The organism is Rhodoferax sp. EU05-FHT12H12, from assembly GCF_058791215.1.
The window spans coordinates 911,630-928,589 of record NZ_JBYTDI010000002.1 but is presented as its reverse complement, the minus strand read 5'-3'; the positions used below and the strand labels follow the sequence as shown (position 1 = coordinate 928,589).

Annotated in this window: 15 protein-coding genes and 1 pseudogene; 9 read left to right on the top strand and 7 right to left on the bottom strand. The window is 62.0% G+C overall.

The window, feature by feature from the left end; translation table 11 throughout:
• Positions 1 to 23: 23 nt before the first annotated feature.
• The gene (locus tag AC3WS7_RS09240; RefSeq protein WP_492656132.1) at positions 24 to 314 is read right to left on the bottom strand and encodes a hypothetical protein; all 291 of its coding nucleotides are present in this window, start codon (positions 312 to 314) and stop codon (positions 24 to 26) included.
• Between the two features lie 56 nt (positions 315 to 370).
• Between AC3WS7_RS09240 and hemA the strand changes: the two genes are divergently transcribed.
• Both hemA and prfA read left to right on the top strand, forming a co-directional pair.
• Positions 371 to 1,630: a glutamyl-tRNA reductase gene (hemA, locus tag AC3WS7_RS09235; RefSeq protein ID WP_492656131.1), complete on the top strand. Its 1,260-nt coding sequence runs from the start codon at positions 371 to 373 to the stop codon at positions 1,628 to 1,630.
• Between the two features lie 122 nt (positions 1,631 to 1,752).
• Entirely contained in the window at positions 1,753 to 2,862 is a 1,110-nt protein-coding gene (gene prfA / locus AC3WS7_RS09230) for a peptide chain release factor 1 (RefSeq protein WP_492656130.1), read from the top strand.
• Between the two features lie 188 nt (positions 2,863 to 3,050).
• On the opposite strand, the gene AC3WS7_RS09225 is transcribed toward prfA, so the two are convergent.
• Positions 3,051 to 5,009: a methyl-accepting chemotaxis protein gene (locus AC3WS7_RS09225; protein ID WP_296468738.1), complete on the bottom strand. Its 1,959-nt coding sequence runs from the start codon at positions 5,007 to 5,009 to the stop codon at positions 3,051 to 3,053.
• Positions 5,010 to 5,205: 196 nt separating this feature from the next.
• Here AC3WS7_RS09225 and prmC point away from each other — a divergent pair, with 196 nt between their 5' ends.
• The 3 genes from prmC (at position 5,206) to AC3WS7_RS09210 (ending at position 7,349) form a co-directional block, all read left to right on the top strand.
• Positions 5,206 to 6,021 (top strand): peptide chain release factor N(5)-glutamine methyltransferase, encoded by an 816-nt coding sequence (gene prmC / locus AC3WS7_RS09220; RefSeq protein WP_492656129.1) that lies wholly within the window; start codon positions 5,206 to 5,208, stop codon positions 6,019 to 6,021.
• Positions 6,022 to 6,078: 57 nt separating this feature from the next.
• Positions 6,079 to 6,423: a zinc ribbon domain-containing protein YjdM gene (locus tag AC3WS7_RS09215; protein ID WP_296468734.1), complete on the top strand. Its 345-nt coding sequence runs from the start codon at positions 6,079 to 6,081 to the stop codon at positions 6,421 to 6,423.
• A gap of 95 nt (positions 6,424 to 6,518) precedes the next feature.
• Positions 6,519 to 7,349 carry a substrate-binding periplasmic protein gene (locus tag AC3WS7_RS09210; RefSeq protein WP_296468732.1) on the top strand — a complete coding sequence of 277 codons (831 nt, stop codon included), beginning with the start codon at positions 6,519 to 6,521 and terminating at the stop codon, positions 7,347 to 7,349.
• Positions 7,350 to 7,378: 29 nt separating this feature from the next.
• On the opposite strand, the gene leuA is transcribed toward AC3WS7_RS09210, so the two are convergent.
• Positions 7,379 to 9,118 (bottom strand): 2-isopropylmalate synthase, encoded by a 1,740-nt coding sequence (gene leuA / locus AC3WS7_RS09205; protein WP_492656128.1) that lies wholly within the window; start codon positions 9,116 to 9,118, stop codon positions 7,379 to 7,381.
• Positions 9,119 to 9,284: 166 nt separating this feature from the next.
• Entirely contained in the window at positions 9,285 to 9,761 is a 477-nt protein-coding gene (locus tag AC3WS7_RS09200; RefSeq protein ID WP_492656127.1) for an FKBP-type peptidyl-prolyl cis-trans isomerase, read from the bottom strand.
• Between the two features lie 112 nt (positions 9,762 to 9,873).
• Here AC3WS7_RS09200 and grxD point away from each other — a divergent pair, with 112 nt between their 5' ends.
• Both grxD and AC3WS7_RS09190 read left to right on the top strand, forming a co-directional pair.
• Entirely contained in the window at positions 9,874 to 10,200 is a 327-nt protein-coding gene (gene grxD / locus AC3WS7_RS09195; protein ID WP_296468727.1) for a Grx4 family monothiol glutaredoxin, read from the top strand.
• 75 nt (positions 10,201 to 10,275) lie between these two features.
• Positions 10,276 to 12,168, top strand: coding sequence for a putative bifunctional diguanylate cyclase/phosphodiesterase (locus AC3WS7_RS09190; RefSeq protein ID WP_492656126.1), 1,893 nt, complete (start codon positions 10,276 to 10,278; stop codon positions 12,166 to 12,168).
• On the opposite strand, the gene AC3WS7_RS09185 is transcribed toward AC3WS7_RS09190, so the two are convergent.
• Both AC3WS7_RS09185 and AC3WS7_RS09180 read right to left on the bottom strand, forming a co-directional pair.
• Positions 12,165 to 12,809 carry a lytic transglycosylase domain-containing protein gene (locus AC3WS7_RS09185; RefSeq protein WP_492656125.1) on the bottom strand — a complete coding sequence of 215 codons (645 nt, stop codon included), beginning with the start codon at positions 12,807 to 12,809 and terminating at the stop codon, positions 12,165 to 12,167. The genes AC3WS7_RS09190 and AC3WS7_RS09185 overlap by 4 nt on opposite strands.
• On the bottom strand, positions 12,806 to 14,548 hold the full coding sequence (locus AC3WS7_RS09180) for a proline--tRNA ligase (RefSeq protein ID WP_492656124.1): 1,743 nt from the start codon (positions 14,546 to 14,548) through the stop codon (positions 12,806 to 12,808). Before AC3WS7_RS09180 ends, AC3WS7_RS09185 begins: the two co-directional genes overlap by 4 nt.
• A 91-nt stretch (positions 14,549 to 14,639) precedes the next feature.
• Between AC3WS7_RS09180 and AC3WS7_RS09175 the strand changes: the two are divergent.
• Together AC3WS7_RS09175 and AC3WS7_RS09170 are read left to right on the top strand one after the other, a co-directional pair.
• Positions 14,640 to 15,239, top strand: a pseudogene (locus AC3WS7_RS09175) (RNA pyrophosphohydrolase); the annotation flags it as partial.
• 22 nt (positions 15,240 to 15,261) lie between these two features.
• Positions 15,262 to 15,789 carry a CNP1-like family protein gene (locus AC3WS7_RS09170; RefSeq protein WP_492656123.1) on the top strand — a complete coding sequence of 176 codons (528 nt, stop codon included), beginning with the start codon at positions 15,262 to 15,264 and terminating at the stop codon, positions 15,787 to 15,789.
• An 11-nt stretch (positions 15,790 to 15,800) separates the two neighbouring features.
• Here AC3WS7_RS09170 and proB read toward each other — a convergent pair whose 3' ends face one another.
• A complete protein-coding gene (gene proB / locus AC3WS7_RS09165) occupies positions 15,801 to 16,937 on the bottom strand; it encodes a glutamate 5-kinase (RefSeq protein ID WP_296468716.1) in 1,137 nt (378 codons plus the stop codon).
• Positions 16,938 to 16,960: the final 23 nt, after the last annotated feature.

Here is a 16,960-nt window from a genome sequence, read left to right as displayed (position 1 = left end):
AAGCTTTGATCAGGGAGCGTGGCTCAGCGGCGCATAGCCCACCACTGGCTGCTGGCCACGGCCAGCACCAGCGCGGCGTAACTGAGCATCTTGCCGTCACGGCCAAAGAACACCAGTCCGGCCACCAGGGCCAGCATGCCCACTATGAAATTAATAGCTGCTTGCGCAGTATGCGTGCGGGCTACAGCCCTATTCTTCATAAAAACAGGTGCCAGGTACGCCAGCGTCGCCCCCAGTACCAGGGCGGGGGCGACAAAGTTCAGCAGGTGATTCAGCAGGTCCAAAGGGCCCATAGGGTGTGGCGCAAAGGCCATAACAGGCCTCTCGGGTGATCGGTGGGGTCTCGATTTTATAATCGGGGTCTAAACATATGGCAGTCTGGGCATTAGGCATCAACCACACCACCGCACCGCTGGATATGCGGGGCCGGTTTGCGTTCGCCATGGACCAGATTGCTCCGCAGCTCCACGGCCTGCGCCAGAGCATGGCACGCCCGCCCGAAGCGGCCATTGTCTCCACCTGCAACCGCACCGAAATTTACTGCGCTGGTGATGAAGCTGCGCTGGACCACACCCTGGCCTGGTTGGCACAAAGCGGCGGCGTGACCGCCAACGAGTTGCGTGCCCACACCTACCGACTGGAAGATGGCCATGCGGCGCGCCACGCCTTTCGCGTGGCCAGCGGGCTGGACTCCATGGTGCTGGGTGAACCGCAGATCCTGGGTCAGCTGAAGGACGCCGTGCGCGCGGCCGACGAAGCCGGCGCCCTGGGTACCACGCTCTCGCAACTCTTCCAACGCTCCTTTGCCGTGGCCAAAGAGGTGCGCAGTTCCACCGAAATTGGCGCGCACAGCATCAGCATGGCCGCCGCCGCGGTGCGCCTGGCGGGCAACCTGTTTGAAGACCTGGCCCAGGTAAAGGTGCTGTTTGTGGGTGCGGGCGAGATGATCGAGCTCTGCGCCACGCACTTTGCGGCCAAGAATCCCAAAGCCATCGCCATTGCCAACCGGACTCTGGAACGCGGCGAAAAACTGGCCAGCCGCTTTGGCGGCGAAGTCATGCGCCTGGCCGACCTGCCCGAGCGCCTGCACGAATTTGACGCGGTGGTGAGCTGCACCGCCAGTACCCTGCCCATCATCGGACTGGGTGCGGTGGAGCGTGCGCTGAAAAAGCGCAGACACCGCCCCATGTTCATGGTCGATCTGGCCGTGCCGCGCGACATCGAACCCGAGGTGAAAGCGCTGGGCGACGTCTACCTCTACACCGTGGACGACCTTGCCAGCGTGGTGCAAACCGCCCAGGCCAACCGCCAGGCCGCTGTAGCCCAGGCCGAAGCGATTGTGGACGCCGGGGTGCAGAGTTTTATGCACTGGGTGGACCAGCGCAGTGCGGTGCCCCTGATCCAGCAGCTCAACGCCCAAGCGGACGAGTGGCGCGCCATGGAGCTGGCCCGTGCCCGCAAACTGCTGGCCAAGGGGGAGGACGTGGACGCGGTGCTGGAAGCCCTCTCCAAAGGCCTCACCCAAAAAATGCTGCACGGCGCCATGGCCGAGTTGCATGCGGGTGATGCAACTGCGCGCGAACGTGCCAGCAGCGCCATCCAGCACTTCTTCCTGCGCAACAGCCGTTAGCGACGCTCTGCCCGAGCGCCAGCCCTTTGACAAGCTCAGGGCGAACGGCGTGTTCAGCGTCTGCCCCCCTCTCCGTTCGGGCTGAGCTTGTCGAAGCCCCCAAGTATCCAGAGCGATTCACGATGAAACCCTTTCTCCGCCAACAACTTGCCCGCTACGCCGACCGCCAGGGTGAACTCGAATTTCTGCTGTCCCGCGAGGACATCATGAAAGACATGGAGCAGTTCCTCAAACTCTCGCGCGAGCACACCGACGTGGCGGCCGTCGCCGGCCGCTGGAGCCGCTACCAGCAGCGCGAAAGCGACCTGGCCGGTGCCGAGGAGATGAAGGGTGACCCCGACATGGCGGAAATGGCTGAGGAAGAAATCGCCAGCGCAACGGCCGAACTGGCGCAGCTGGAAACCGAACTGCAGCGCATGCTGCTGCCCAAAGACCCGGACGATGCGCGCCCCGCATTTGTGGAAATCCGTGCCGGCACGGGGGGTGACGAATCCGCCCTGTTTGCGGCCGACCTGGCCCGCATGTACACCCGCTATTGCGACGCCAAAGGCCTGCGCACCGAGATCATGAGTGCGTCGGAAAGCGAGCTGGGGGGCTACAAGGAAGTGGTGCTGCGCATCGAAGGCAGCACGAGCACCAGCGCGGGATCGTGCGGCGCCTACGGCATGCTGAAGTTCGAATCGGGCGGCCACCGTGTGCAGCGTGTGCCCGCCACCGAAACCCAAGGCCGCATCCACACCAGCGCCTGCACCATCGCCGTGTTGGCGGAACAGGACGAGGCCGAGGCCATCAAGATCAACCCGTCGGACCTGCGCATTGACACCTACCGTGCCAGCGGTGCCGGCGGCCAGCACATCAACAAGACCGACTCCGCGGTGCGTATCACGCACATCCCCACCGGCATCGTGGCCGAGTGCCAGGATGGCCGCAGCCAGCACAGCAACAAGGCGCAGGCCCTGAAAGTGCTGACCGCCCGCATCCACGAAAAAGACCGCGCCGAGCGCGCCGCCAAAGACGCCGCCGAGCGCAAGAGCCTGGTGGGTAGCGGCGACCGCAGTGACCGCATCCGCACCTACAACTTCCCGCAGGGCCGCCTCACCGACCACCGCATCAACCTCACGCTGTACAAGCTGCTCAACATCATGGAAGGCGACATGGATGATGTGGTGGAGGCGCTGCAGGCCTATGAAGCGGCACAACAGCTGGCGGCGCTGGAAAATAACCTGAACTAGGCATCCTGTCAGCGCAACCTCGCGAAATCCGGGAGTCTGGGCGGCAGAGCGTTTTGCGCAGGTAAAGGAGGAGCCCGCACAGCGGGCGGGGGACACGGAGCAAAACGCTCTGCTGCACAGACTCCCCGCGCCCCAACGAAAACGCCCCACAGGTGCCTGCGGGGCGGTACACGGGGAAACGCGGCGTATCAGAGCTTGAAGACGCCCACCACCTGAACCAACTCGTTGGCCTGGCTCTTGAGGCTGCTGGCCGCCGCCGCCATCTCTTCCACCAGCGCCGCGTTCTGCTGTGTGGCTTGGTCCATCTGCGTCACCGCTTCACCCACCTGCGCCACGCCGCTGCTTTGTTCGCTGCTGGCCGCGCTGATCTCGCCCATGATGTCGGTCACGCGCCGGATGCTGCTCACCACTTCGGTCATGGTGGTGCCGGCCTTGTCGACCAGCGCCGTGCCTTGTTCGACCCGCTCCACGCTGGTGTTGATGAGGGTTTTGATTTCTTTGGCGGCTTCGGCGCTGCGGCCTGCGAGGGATCGCACTTCACTGGCCACCACCGCAAAGCCACGGCCCTGTTCACCCGCGCGAGCCGCTTCTACAGCAGCATTGAGCGCCAGGATGTTGGTCTGGAAGGCGATGCCGTCGATGACGCTGATGATGTCGCTGATCTTGCGGCTGGCCTCGTTGATGCCCTTCATGGTTTCCACCACTTCGTGGACCACCTCGCCGCCCTGCACCGCCACGGTGGAAGCCCTCATCGCCAGCTGGTTCGCCTGGCGCGCGTTTTCGGCGTTCTGCTGCACGGTGGAGTTGAGTTCTTCCATGCTGGCGGCGGTTTCCTCCAGGGCACTGGCCTGGTGTTCGGTGCGTGCACTCAGGTCGTTATTGCCCTGCGCAATTTCGGCACTGGCATTGGCCACGCTGTCGGCACTGCTGCGCACCTGGGTCAACACGCCGTGGATCTTGCCTACAAACTGGTTGAAACCGGAGCCGATGGCCGCCAGCTCATCGTTGCCACGCACATCCAGCGTGGTGCGCAAGTCGGCTTCGCCGCTGGACAGGTTCACCATGGCCTGGCTCAACGCACGCAGGGGCCGCATGAGGCGCGACAACACGGCCACCAAAATCAGCGCCGTGGCCAGCGCACACACAACGGCCACCACCAGTGCATAGGCGGTGAGCTGGCGCGAGGACGCAGTGGCCACACTGCGTGGAAAACTCAGGCGCACGCTCCAGGGCAGCGTGTCCGGGTGGATGGCTACGGGCTGCAACAGGTGCACAACGCCCTGCGCGTCCTGGTACTCAAAAGCCTTGCCCGCCTGAACGGCGGCCAAACCGTCGCCCGGCACATCGTCGGCCTTTTTGTTGATGCGCGCGGCGTCAGGGTGCGAGGCATACAGGCCGCCGTTGGACAGCAAGGCCAGGGAGCCGCCATCCATGACCTTCAGGTCGGCCAGGATCTTGCCCAACTGCGTGAGCGTGAAGTCGGCACTGGCCAGCCCCTGAAATTGGCCCTGGATCAGGATGGGTGCGGCCAACGTGGCCATCAGCACATCCTTGCCCTCGATGGGGTAGAGATAGGGTTCGGTGAAATGGACTTTGCCTGATTTCTTGGGCACGTCGTACCAGTCGTTGGCGCCGGGTGTTTTGGGGTCAAAAACAATCGGGTCCACATGGAAACCACCTCCGGCCTTGCGGGTCCAGTAGGGCATGAAGCGCCCGCTGTCGTCGTATTCAGGCAGTTTGCCGGCGTAGTCCGCGTCTTTGCCGTCCAGGGCGTTGGGCTCCCAGGTCACGGCGGCCCCGATAAAGTCCTCGGCACTGCTGAGGGTGGACTTCACCATCTCGTTGATCTGCTCGCGCTGCAGGGGAAGGCTGGCGGTTTTGGTGGCTGCCATGGCACCCCCCAGGGCCGTGACATTGGCCAGGTTCGAGCGGATGCGGGTTTGCAGCGCACCAGCCGCCTCGCGCGCCGAGGTGCGGGCCAGGTCCATGGTGGCGTCTTCGGCGGCGGCACTGCTTTTGAAGCCAATCACCATCGAGGTGATGGCCAAACTCAGCACCACCAGCCCGGTGGCCGCCAGGCCAATCTTGGCACTGAGCGACAAAGCGGGTCGCAGGCGGCGGACTTCAGGGGACAATGTGGGGCTCATATGCAAGATTCCTTAGGTTCAGTCTCGGTGCCTCACCTACCACCCCATCGCGCGATTGCTTGTATTTTTATTCGCAAGTTCATCGTAGCGCATCTGGGTCACCTGCGCTCGCAAAAAAACCCGCAATGCCGGGCAACCACGGCAGCGTACGTTATTGGTGCGTATCCCGCTATGGATCTGATAGCAGAATAACGCCATGCACCCCCACACTGTTGGTACTTTTCTGACACGCGGCCTGGACCGCCTGGATGCCCAAATGCTGATGCTGCATGCCCTGGGCCGCCCGCTGCACGACCGCGCCTGGCTGCTGCTGCACAGCGACGACCCCTTGCCTGCAGCGACACAGCAATGGCTGGAACAGTCCCTGCAACGCCGCATGGCGGGTGAACCCGTGGCCTATCTCACGGGCCACAAGGAGTTCTATGGTCTGGACCTGCAGGTAGACGCGCGTGTGCTGGTGCCACGCCCCGACACCGAAACGCTGGTGGACTGGGCGCTGGAGGTGCTGGCCCCCCAGCCCGACGCCCGTGTGGTGGACCTGGGCACCGGCAGCGGCGCCATCGCCTTGGCGCTGAAGCACAGCCGCCCCAGCCTGCAGGTGCAGGCGGTGGACTACAGCACCGATGCCTTGGCCGTGGCCCAGGCCAATGCGGAGCGCCTGCAGCTGCAGGTGGCCTTCCAGCAGGGCTCCTGGCTCTCAGGCATCACCGGGCCGCTGGATGCCATCGTCTCCAACCCACCCTACATCCGCGAGGATGATGAACACCTGCCCGCCCTGCGCCACGAGCCCCTCCAGGCCCTGACGGCCGGCGCCGACGGGCTGGACGATATCCGCACCATCGTGGCGCAGTCACGCGAGCGTCTGCGCCATGGCGGCTGGCTGCTGCTGGAGCATGGCCATGACCAGGCCCCGGCGGTCTGCGCCTTGCTGCAAGAGGCCGGCTTTACCCAGGTACAAATCCGCCACGACCTGGCAGGCATTGCCCGCTGCAGTGGCGGAATATGGCCCTAGCCCCCGTATTTATTGCGCAAACAGCTCCTAATTTCATAGCAACCCACCTACACCACTATGTCGTCTACTACTCCCGCCTGCCCCCAATGCACCTTGGAAAACACCTACCCCGACGGCAGCAACTTCGTCTGCGCCGACTGCGGCTTTGAATGGCCGCAATCAGACGCCGGAACAGCCGAGGACGACGCTGACGCCGTGGTCAAAGATTCGAATGGCCAGGTGCTGCAGGATGGCGACGCCGTAGTGCTGATCAAGGACCTCAAGGTCAAGGGCAGCTCCACCGTGCTCAAGATGGGCACCAAGGTCAAAAGCATCCGCCTGGTAGGCGGGGACCACGAGGTGGACTGCAAGATGGAGGGCGGCAGCTTCATGCTCAAAGCCTGCTTCCTGAAGAAAGCCTAGGCAGAAAACAACGCAGGAGCAATTTGGGTATTTGCAACGGCAAAAGCTTGCAGCTAGACTGCAAACGCCATATGGCACGCTCCCCGTGACAGGCCATGCAAACAAAACATTCGGTTGGACAGGCTTCTGGCCTGGTCTGGCGCAGCCTTTGTGCTGTCGTCTGGCTATGCCTATGGGGCGGCCAAAGCGCAGCTCAAACGGCCCCCTGCAAGGCCCTGGTGGCCACCGGCAACCCCGAGTACACCCCTTACCTCTGGCGCGACCCGGCCGATGACACCCGCTTGATCGGCGCCAATGCCGACCTGATGCAGCTGCTGTCCAAGGAAATCGGTGTTCCCATCGAGGTGAAATACGTGGGTTCCTGGGCCCGTGTACAGGAACAGGCCAAGGGTGGCCGCGTGGACTTGATTGCCGGCGCCTTCTTCACGCTACAGCGGCTGGAGTACATGGACTACTTTTATCCCGCGTTTCGCAGCACCCGCACCGTGATCTGGACGTCGCCAAAGAACACTTTCGCTTACAAGTCCTGGAGCGACCTCAAAGGCCGCAAGGGCCTGACCGTGATCAATAACAGCTTCGGCGAGGCGTTTGACCGCTATGCCAAGGAGTTTCTGCAGATTGACGAGGCGTCCCAGTTGGAACAAGCCTTCCGCATGCTGGGGGTGGGCCGGGCCCAATACATCGTTTACGAGGAAGACCCGGGGCGTGCCCTGGCTACCAAACTTGGGTACGACGAGCTGAAAACCTCTTCCGTGGCAGTCAGCAACGAGGGGCTGCACCTCACCCTCGCGCACCAATCTCCTTGCAACACGGGCGAGCTGCGCGGGCGCATTGCCAAGGCGCTGTACAAGCTCACCAAAGACAATGTGATGAAACCGCTGGTGGAGACCAACATCCAGCGCTGGCGCCAACAAGCCGAGCCCTGAACGCCTGCCCCCTCCGCTGCCCTTTTACCTCAGGCGGCCACAACCTCCGGTGTGGCCAGATCCACCCGCCCCAGGCGGTTCACGCCACTCACAAGCGCCTTGACGGAGGCGGTGACGATGTTGGTGTCCATGCCGACGCCAAAACGCTCTCCGCCTTTGCCGGTCTCGCCATGGGCCGCCACCAGCTCCAGGAAGGCACAGGCCTGTGCGTCCCCCCCGTCGGTGCTGGCTTTGGTGCTGCGTTCCTCGTAGCTGCGCACCTGCACCTTGATACCGATGGTTTGCAGCGCATGCACGGCCGCGTCGATAGGACCATTGCCCTCCCCGCTCAGCAGCATGGGCTGGCCATTCACCTCCACGCCGATGCGGATACCTTGGACATGGGCCCGGCCGGGCTGGCCGGGATGCTCAAACAGGTGGTGCTCCACGTAGCGCACGCTGGCATCGGCCGCATGGAGGTAGGTGGCATCAAACAGGTCCCAGATGTTTTGCGCTGTCATTTCACCGCCGTGGGTATCGGTATGGCTTTGCACCTCGCCCGAAAACTCCACCTGCAGGCGGCGCGGCATCACCACGCCGAACTCGGCTTCCATCAAATACGCCACACCGCCCTTGCCAGACTGGCTGTTGACACGGATCACCGAGTCGTAGCTGCGGCCGACATCCGCGGGGTCAATCGGCATATAAGGCACATTCCACGGCGCGTCGGGCCCTGCCGCCTTCTGGGCGGCAAAGCCTTTCTTGATCGCATCCTGGTGGGAGCCACTGAACGCGGTGAACACCAGGTCACCCACATACGGGTGGCGCGGGTGGATGGGCAACTGGTTGCAATGCTCGACGGTGCGGGCAATGGCGTTGATGTCGGAGAAATCGAGGCCGGGGTTCACGCCCTGGGTATAGAGGTTGAGCGCCAGCGTGACGAGGTCCACATTGCCGGTGCGCTCGCCATTGCCAAACAGGCAGCCTTCCACGCGATCAGCGCCCGCCATCACGCCGAGCTCGGCTGCAGCCACGCCGGTACCCCGGTCGTTGTGCGGGTGCAGGCTCAAAATGACGCTATCGCGGCGAGCCAGGTGGGTGTGCATCCACTCGATCTGGTCGGCATAGATATTGGGGGTGGACACCTCGACGGTGGCTGGCAGATTGAGGATGACCTTGTTGGCGGGCGTAGCGCCCCACTCGGCGGTAACCGCATCACACACCTCGCGGGCAAACTCCAATTCGGTGCTAGTGAAGACCTCGGGGCTGTACTGCAGCACCCACTCGGTTTCCGGCATCGTGGCGGTGATCTCTTTGATCAGGCGCACCGAGGACACGGCCAACGCTTTCACTTCGGGCTTGCTCATGCCGAACACCACATCGCGGAACACAGGCGCGGTGGCGTTGTAGACGTGGACGATGGCACGACGTGCACCCTTCAAGGACTCGATGGTGCGGCGGATCAGGTGCTCGCGGGACTGGGTGAGCACTTCGATGGTCACGTCGTCCGGCACGTGGCCGCCCTCGATGAGCTGACGCACAAAGTCAAAGTCCGTTTGCGAAGCGCTGGGAAAGCCCACCTCGATTTCCTTGAAGCCGATCTGCAGCAAGGTGCGGAACATACGCATCTTGCGCTCCGCGTTCATGGGCTCAAACAGGGATTGGTTGCCGTCCCGCAGGTCCGTGCTCATCCAGATGGGGGGCTGGGTGATGGTGCGCGAGGGCCATTGCCGGTTAGGCAAGTCAATGGCAGGAAAGGCGCGGTATTTGGTAGCGGGGTGAGACAGCACGGCAAAACTCCTGGTGGCAGATACAAGGGGACTGGTATGTATCGTAGCCCGGCAGGCCGAGCAGCCCATTGCGATATGGTGCCGAAAATTCCACCAAAAAAGAAAAAAATGGCTTAATTATTAAAAATCCAGCCACTTTCAGGAAGACAGTGAGAAATTCAGGCAATCAATGGTGATGGCCGTGGGCACCATGCACATGCCCGTGGGCGACTTCTTCTTCACTGGCGGCACGAACTTCCAACACCTTTACGGAAAAACGCAGTGTCTTGCCCGCGTGGGGGTGGTTACCGTCCAGATGCACCACAGGTCCCTTGATCTTGACCACCGTGAAGACGATGGTGTTGCCATCTTCGGCACGGCCTTCCAATTGGCCACCGACCTTCACACCCGGGGGAAATTGGGTTTTGGGGATGGTTTGCAGCAGTGCTTCGTTGTACTCGCCAAAGGCATCGGCGGGGGCCAGCTCTACCGTCGTGGAAAAACCCACACCCTGGCCTTCCAGCGCCTCCTCGATCTTGGGGAAGGTGTTGCCATAGCCGCCATGCAGGTAGGCGATGGGTTCCTGGCTCTGGTCCAGCAGCTTGCCGGTGGTGTCGGTAACCTTGAATTGCAGCGTGACTGCGGTGTTTTTGGTGATGTTCATGGCGCCTATTATCCGAAAAAGCCTTACCCCTCGTCCGCCAAGCACCGCCGCCCGGCACAAGGGCCAGGGAAGGTGAAATAATTAAGGGATCTATCTACTTGAAAGCAGAAACATGAGCGACGCACAACAACGCATTGACGAACTGGTGAAATCCAACGAAATCCTGCTGTTCATGAAAGGAACCGCGAGCTTCCCCCAGTGCGGTTTTTCCGGTCGCGCCATCCAGATCCTCAAGGCCTGTGGTGTGGACACCAAAACCGTCAAGACCGTGAACGTACTGGAAGACGACGGCATCCGCCAGGGCATCAAGGAATACAGCAACTGGCCCACCATTCCCCAGCTCTACATCAAGGGCGAGTTCATCGGTGGCTCCGACATCATGATGGAAATGTACGAATCGGGCGAGTTGGCACAAACTCTGGGCAAGAACCCCGCCTGACCCCCCAACGCCGGCACGGATCCCGGCGCGCGAACCGGGGTGCCGCTGCAACCACTGGAGCTTCCGGGACCCAACGTGCCAGACCATAGCGCGACAAACACCCTCGACGATGCCCTGCGCAGCCGTCGCCTGTTCCAGTTTGCAGCGCTGCTGTTCATCGCTTTTACCGGGACCGCCGTGCAATACGGCTTCCAGCAACGCTGGGATGTTGTGCTGATTCTGGGGACAACGGCAGCCCTGATGCTGCCCAGCCAATGGCTCAACCACCGCGGACGCTACGAGGCAGCGTCTATTCTCATCCTGGGCTCCGCCACGCTCGCCCTGTTTGGCATCATGTGGCGCAGCGACGGGCTGCGCGACTCCTCCCTGCTGGGCTATCCGGTCATCCTGATTGCTGCAGGCCAGCTCCTCAAACCCAAACAATTCTGGTGGCTGCTGGCTGGTATGGTGCTGTGCGTGGCGTGGGTGGGGCTGGGCACGCTGAACGGCTGGCGGGGAGCCACCACGCCTGGCACCGATATTGACCGGCTCACCGACAGCGTCACCATTTTGGTGGTGAACGGGATGTTGGTCTGGTTTCTGGCCTACGACATGCAGAAAGCCCTGATGGGTCTGCGTGTGCAGATTGCACGATTCCGGGAATCCGAAAAAAATCTCACCCATCTGGCCCAGCACGATGCGCTGACCCACCTGCCCAACCGCGTGCTGGGCAGCGAGCTGGTGGAACAGGCCATTGCCAGCAGCGCGCGGCACCAACAGCTGGTGGCCCTCCTGTTTGTGGATCTGGACAATTTCAAGGATGTGAACGACTCCGTGGGCCATTCGGCGGGGGACGAGTTTCTCAAGCAAGTCGCGCTGCGCCTGCGCGACGCAGTACGCCAAGCCGACATCGTCTGCCGCCAAGGGGGGGATGAGTTCCTGATCGGTGTCACCGATATCACCGATACCGAGGGTGTTGCCCAGGTCGCGGCCCAGGTGCTGCAACGTATGCAAGCGCCCTTTCATCTACGTGGCTTGGAAATTCTGGCCACCTGCTCCATCGGTATTGCGGTGCACCCCAAGGACGGGACCACCTTTGAAGCCTTGCTGCGCCATGCGGACCTGGCCATGTACCAGGCCAAAGAATCGGGACGCAATGCCTATCGGTTTTTTGACGAAGAGATCAACACCAGCATCCGCGAGAACCTGCACCTGATTTCCAGCCTGCGCCAGGCGCTGGCACAAAACGAACTGGTGCTGTACTACCAGCCGGTGTTTGACCTGCGCAACCAGCAATTGGTCGGCGCGGAAGCCCTGGTGCGATGGCAAAACCCGAAATTGGGGCTGGTGTCACCTGGCCTGTTCATTCCGGCAGCCGAGAAATCCGGGCTGATTGTGGACATTGGCCAGTGGGTGCTGCAAGACGCCTGCCGGCAAATGCAGGCCTGGCGCCAGGCCGGCTCCCCCGCACTGACGGTGGCTGTCAATTTATCGGCCGTGCAGTTCCGGCGTGGCGATGTGGAAGCCGTGATTGAACGCGCACTGCAGCAGTCCGGGCTGGATCCGCGCCAGCTAGAGCTAGAAATGACCGAATCCACCCTGATCCAGGACACCGACAAGTTCATGCAAACGTTGCAGCGTATCAAGGCCATGGGCATCCGCCTGTCGATCGACGACTTTGGCACTGGGTACTCCAACCTGTCGTATCTGCAGCGCTTTGCAGTCGACAAGCTCAAGATCGATCAATCGTTTGTACGCCGCTTGCTCAACGGTGAGAAAGACGTCGCCATGGTCAGCGCCATCATCCACCTGGCCAAGAGCCTGAACCTGACCGTGACCGCAGAAGGGGTGGAGAACGTGGAAACCCGCGATGCACTGCAGCGCATGGACTGCGACCAGGCGCAAGGCTACTGGTTTGCCAAACCCATGCCGGCCGCCCAGTTTGAGGCCCTCTGGCGCACCCAACTGGCCACGTCCAACACCCCCTAGCCCGCCCAATCCCAGTTGCGCTTGGCCCCCATGACGGCGCTGGGGTAAGGCGCTTTGCCGCGTGAGCCGTTGTAGCGGCCCAGTGCCATGAACATGTCGCCGCGTTCGCGCTCCAGGTAGTGGCGCAGGATGACACAGCCAAAACGCAGGTTGGTTTGCATATGAAACAGCTTGCCCGCATCGCCGTCGCCGAGCACACGCGTCCAAAAAGGCATGACCTGCATATAGCCCCGCGCGCCCACACGGCTCACTGCGAATTTGCGGAAATTGCTCTCCACCTGGATCAAGCCCATCACCAAGGCCACGTCCAGCCCGGCACGCTTGCTCTCGTACCAGACCGACTGCAGAAACTCTTTGCGGGTTTCCCAGTCTGGCTTCTTCTTTTTGAGCCGCTCGCTCATCGCGCCCAGCCAGCGCAGGTACTTCAGGCGCGACTCGGTGTCGGCAAACTCGGGAATGGGTGGCGCAGAATTTTGAATGGCGGAAGACAAGGCCGTGCGCACCGAGTCCACCAAAGGCTCTTCAATCTGCCCACCGGCCCAGGTTTGCTCCGCAAACGATAGCGATCCACACGCGAGCAGCAAGCGCTGCAGGCCGTTTCGCCTGCTGATGTACGCGCTTGCCTCGGGCAAAAATTTCATGCCTTCAGGCGTGACAAGAGCAGGCTCGCAATCTCCGCCACAGGCACCTTGCTTGCTTCCGTGTCACGGCGGTGCTGGTATTCCACCACGCCTTCTTTCAGCGCACGGTCGCCAATGGTCACTCGGTGCGGCACACCAATCAGCTCCCAGTCGGCAAACATGGCACCGGGGCGCTCGTTGCGGTCATCCAGCATCACGTCCACACCGGCGGCCAGCAATTCGGCATACAGGCTGTCAGCCGCGGCCTTCACGTCGGCAAAGCGGTCAGGGCTAATGGGGCAAAGAACCACGGTGAAAGGAGCCAGCGCGTCGGGCCAAATGATGCCCTTGTCATCGTGGTTCTGTTCGATGGCAGCAGCCGGCAGGCGCGTGATGCCAATGCCATAGCAGCCCATCTCCATGAATTGGGGCTTGCCGTTCTCTCCCAAGAAGGTCGCATTCATCGCCTTGCTGTACTTGGTGCCCAGGTAGAACACGTGGCCCACTTCAATGCCGCGTTCAATCGCCAACACACCCCTGCCGTCCGGCGAAGCATCGCCCGCCACGACATTGCGCAGGTCCGCCACCAACGCGGGCTCGGGCAGGTCGCGGCCCCAGTTCACGCCGCGAATGTGGAAGCCTTCCTCGTTGGCGCCGCAAATCCAGTCCGCCATCACGGCCACGTCGCGGTCTGCCACGATGTTGACCGGCAGCTTGAGGCCGATGGGGCCCAGGTAGCCGGGTTTGCAGCCAAAGTGCGCCTCGATCTCGGGCACGGTGGCAAAGCGGAAATCGGCCAGGCCGGGCAGCTTGCCAACCTTGACTTCGTTCATGTCGTGGTCGCCACGCAGCAGCAGCAGCCAGACCTGGGTTTGGGTGACATTGCCCTTGTCGTCGTGCACATCCGTGGCCAGCACCAGCGATTTGACGGTGGTGGCCAGCGGCACGTTCAACAGTGCAGCCACATCTGCACAGGTACTCTTGTCCGGCGTTGCTACCTTTTCCATAGCAGCTTGGGCAGCAGCTCTGGGGGCTGCTGGCTCAGCAGCCTCTGCTTTTTCGATGTTGGCGGCGTAGTCGCTGGTGGGGCAGTAGATGATGGCGTCTTCCCCCGTGGAGGCGATCACCTGGAATTCCTCCGACAAATCGCCCCCAATAGCACCACTGTCTGCGGCCACCGCGCGGTAACGCAGGCCAAAGCGGTCAAAGATCTTGCGGTAGGCGCCTGCCATCACTTGGTAGCTGGCCTTGGCCGACTCTTGGTCGCGGTCAAAGCTGTAGGCGTCTTTCATGATGAATTCGCGCCCACGCATCAGACCAAAGCGGGGACGGCGTTCATCCCGAAACTTGGTCTGGATCTGGTACAGGTTTTTGGGCAGCTGTTTGTAGCTCTTGATTTCCTGGCGCGCAATGTCGGTCACCACCTCTTCGCTGGTGGGCTGGATGACGAAGTCGCGGTCATGCCGGTCTTTGATGCGCAGCAGCTCGGGGCCCATCTTGTCGAAGCGGCCGGTTTCCTGCCACAACTCAGCCGGCTGCACCACGGGCATGGTGCACTCCACGGCGCCTGCGCGGTTCATTTCTTCGCGCACGATGGCTTCCACCTTGCGAATCACACGCAGCCCCATCGGCATGTAGGTGTAAATGCCGGCCCCCAGCTTCTTGATCATGCCCGCTCGCATCATGAGCTTGTGGCTGGCAACCTCGGCGTCTGCGGGCGCCTCTTTGAGGGTGGAAATAAGGAATTGGGAGGCTTTCATGAAGGAACTCGCTGACGACGGAGGCGTTCTGCTCTTGATGCACCGCTTTCGCTGTGCATAATGAACGAAGTTTAAAAATTGGGGTTTGATTATGCTTGACCGGGACGGATTTCGGCCCAATGTCGGCATCGTCCTGCTCAACCAGAAAAATCAGGTATTTTGGGGCAAGCGCATACGTACCCATTCGTGGCAGTTTCCGCAGGGCGGCATTGACCGGGGCGAAACTCCCGAGCAGGCCATGTTCCGCGAATTGCACGAGGAAGTGGGGCTCCATCCGGAGCACGTGAGCATCGTCGCCCGTACCCGAGACTGGTTGCGCTACGAGGTGCCAGACCGGTACATCCGACGTGACGCACGCGGTCACTACAAAGGGCAAAAACAGATTTGGTATTTGCTCCAACTGGTAGGGCACGACTGGGATTTGAACCTGCGTGCCACCGACCATCCAGAGTTCGACGCATGGCGCTGGAATGACTACTGGGTCCCACTGGACGCTGTGGTCGAGTTCAAGCGCGGTGTCTACGAAATGGCTCTGACCGAACTATCGCGCTATCTGCCCCGGCACGAACCGCGCAACCGCTTTTTGCGCCACAACCACCGTCCACACGGAGCCAGTGACACACTGCCCGAAGGGCCTGCCATGGGTGCACATATCGAGCTCCCCCCTGGCGCGTCGTTCGAGCCCGACCCTGGCACCAACCGACTTCCACACCATGAATAAGTTGAAGTACACAGCCGTGGCAACCGCACTGCTTGCCTGCACTCACTTTGCAGCCTGGGGACAGGTGGGCAATGGTCTGGACAACCTGGATTGGGTGGAGGACAAAGAACCCCCACCCCCTGCGTTTTCCAAGACCCGGACACTGCCGCTGGAGATGCCCAACTACGTGTCAGTGCGTGTGGGGATTGATCCTGCCACGGTGACGGTGGGCCAGGATGGCGTCGTGCGCTACGTTGCGGTCATGAGCAATACCTCCGGCACGGTCAATGCTGTCTACGAAGGCATCCGTTGCGCCAGCGACCAGGTCAAAACGTATGCACGTGCCGGGACGTCCGGCGAGTGGTCGGTCATCCCTGAGCCCGCATGGCGCGAGGTGAATGGCAACCAGCCGTCCAGGCATGCATTTGTGTTTGCGCGGCTCGCTGCTTGTGATGTGCGCGTGGCCAACCGGCAGGCCGATGTGATCAAAGCGCTCCAAACGCAGCAAAGGCCACGCAGCGCCACATCCAGTTTCGACTGATTGGTGCTGAATCAGCGGCTCAGCACCAGGTTGTCCCGGTGCAGCATTTCCGGCTCGGCGGCGTAGCCCAACAGGCGCTCAAACTCGCTGGAAGACTTGCGGCACAACAGGCGCGCCTCGGCGCTGGCGTAGTTGGCCAGCCCGCGGGCAATTTCTTGCCCCGCTTCATCGCGAACAGCAATTACGTCGCCACGCGAAAAATCGCCTTCCACCAGCACCATGCCAATGGGCAGCAGGCTCTTGCCTTCGTCACGCACCTTGGCGGCAGCGCCCGCATCCACCACCACCGCACCGCGCATCTGCAGATGGTCGGCCATCCACTGCTTGCGGGCCTGGTTCTTCTGGGTCTGAGCGATCAGCAATGTGCCGATGGCATCACCTTGGGTCAGGCGCACCAGCGCATCAACCTCGCGTCCCCATGCAATCACAGTGGAAGCACCCGAGCCCGCCGCACGCTTAGCCGCCAAAATCTTGGTCAACATGCCGCCCCTCCCAATGCTGGAACCGGCGCCACCTGCCATCAGCTCCAGTGCCGGGTCGCCGGCCTTGGCTTCATGCACAAATTTGGCTGCAGGGTCTTTGCGTGGATCCGCCGTGTAGAGGCCTTTTTGGTCCGTCAAAATCACCAGCGCATCGGCTTCCACCAGGTTGGCCACCAGCGCCCCCAGCGTGTCGTTGTCGCCAAATTTGATTTCGTCGTTGACCACCGTGTCGTTTTCGTTGATGACGGGCACCACCCCCAGTTTCAGCAGCGTCAGCAAGGTAGAGCGCGCGTTCAGGTAACGCTCGCGGTCCGCCAGGTCGGCATGCGTCAGCAGCACCTGGGCGCTGCCCAAACCATTGGCCCGCAACTTGGTTTCGTACATCTGGGCCAGGCCCATTTGTCCCACAGCTGCCGCAGCCTGCAGCTCATGCACCTCTTTGGGCCGTACCCCCCAGCCCAAGCGCTTCATGCCTTCGGCAATCGCTCCGCTGGAGACCATGATGACCTCGCGCCCATCCCGGATCAGGTGGGCCAACTGCCTGCACCACTCGCCAATCGCCTGTTCATCCAGCCCACGGCCTTCGTTGGTGACCAGACTGGACCCCACCTTGACCACCACACGCCGCGCATCGCGCAATACAGGGGAGCTGAACTTTTGAGTCATTTTGGCCTGTAGCCCTCGTATTT

Coding starts and splice junctions, on each gene's coding strand:
- hemA (WP_492656131.1), top strand. CDS start 371: ATGGCAGTCTGGGCATTAGGCATCAACCACACCACCGCACCGCTGGAT.
- grxD (WP_296468727.1), top strand. CDS start 9,874: ATGAGCGACGCACAACAACGCATTGACGAACTGGTGAAATCCAACGAA.
- AC3WS7_RS09210 (WP_296468732.1), top strand. CDS start 6,519: ATGCAAACAAAACATTCGGTTGGACAGGCTTCTGGCCTGGTCTGGCGC.
- AC3WS7_RS09170 (WP_492656123.1), top strand. CDS start 15,262: ATGAATAAGTTGAAGTACACAGCCGTGGCAACCGCACTGCTTGCCTGC.
- prfA (WP_492656130.1), top strand. CDS start 1,753: ATGAAACCCTTTCTCCGCCAACAACTTGCCCGCTACGCCGACCGCCAG.
- AC3WS7_RS09215 (WP_296468734.1), top strand. CDS start 6,079: ATGTCGTCTACTACTCCCGCCTGCCCCCAATGCACCTTGGAAAACACC.
- proB (WP_296468716.1), bottom strand. CDS start 16,937: ATGACTCAAAAGTTCAGCTCCCCTGTATTGCGCGATGCGCGGCGTGTG.
- AC3WS7_RS09200 (WP_492656127.1), bottom strand. CDS start 9,761: ATGAACATCACCAAAAACACCGCAGTCACGCTGCAATTCAAGGTTACC.
- AC3WS7_RS09180 (WP_492656124.1), bottom strand. CDS start 14,548: ATGAAAGCCTCCCAATTCCTTATTTCCACCCTCAAAGAGGCGCCCGCA.
- AC3WS7_RS09185 (WP_492656125.1), bottom strand. CDS start 12,809: ATGAAATTTTTGCCCGAGGCAAGCGCGTACATCAGCAGGCGAAACGGC.
- prmC (WP_492656129.1), top strand. CDS start 5,206: ATGCACCCCCACACTGTTGGTACTTTTCTGACACGCGGCCTGGACCGC.
- AC3WS7_RS09240 (WP_492656132.1), bottom strand. CDS start 314: ATGGCCTTTGCGCCACACCCTATGGGCCCTTTGGACCTGCTGAATCAC.
- AC3WS7_RS09225 (WP_296468738.1), bottom strand. CDS start 5,009: ATGAGCCCCACATTGTCCCCTGAAGTCCGCCGCCTGCGACCCGCTTTG.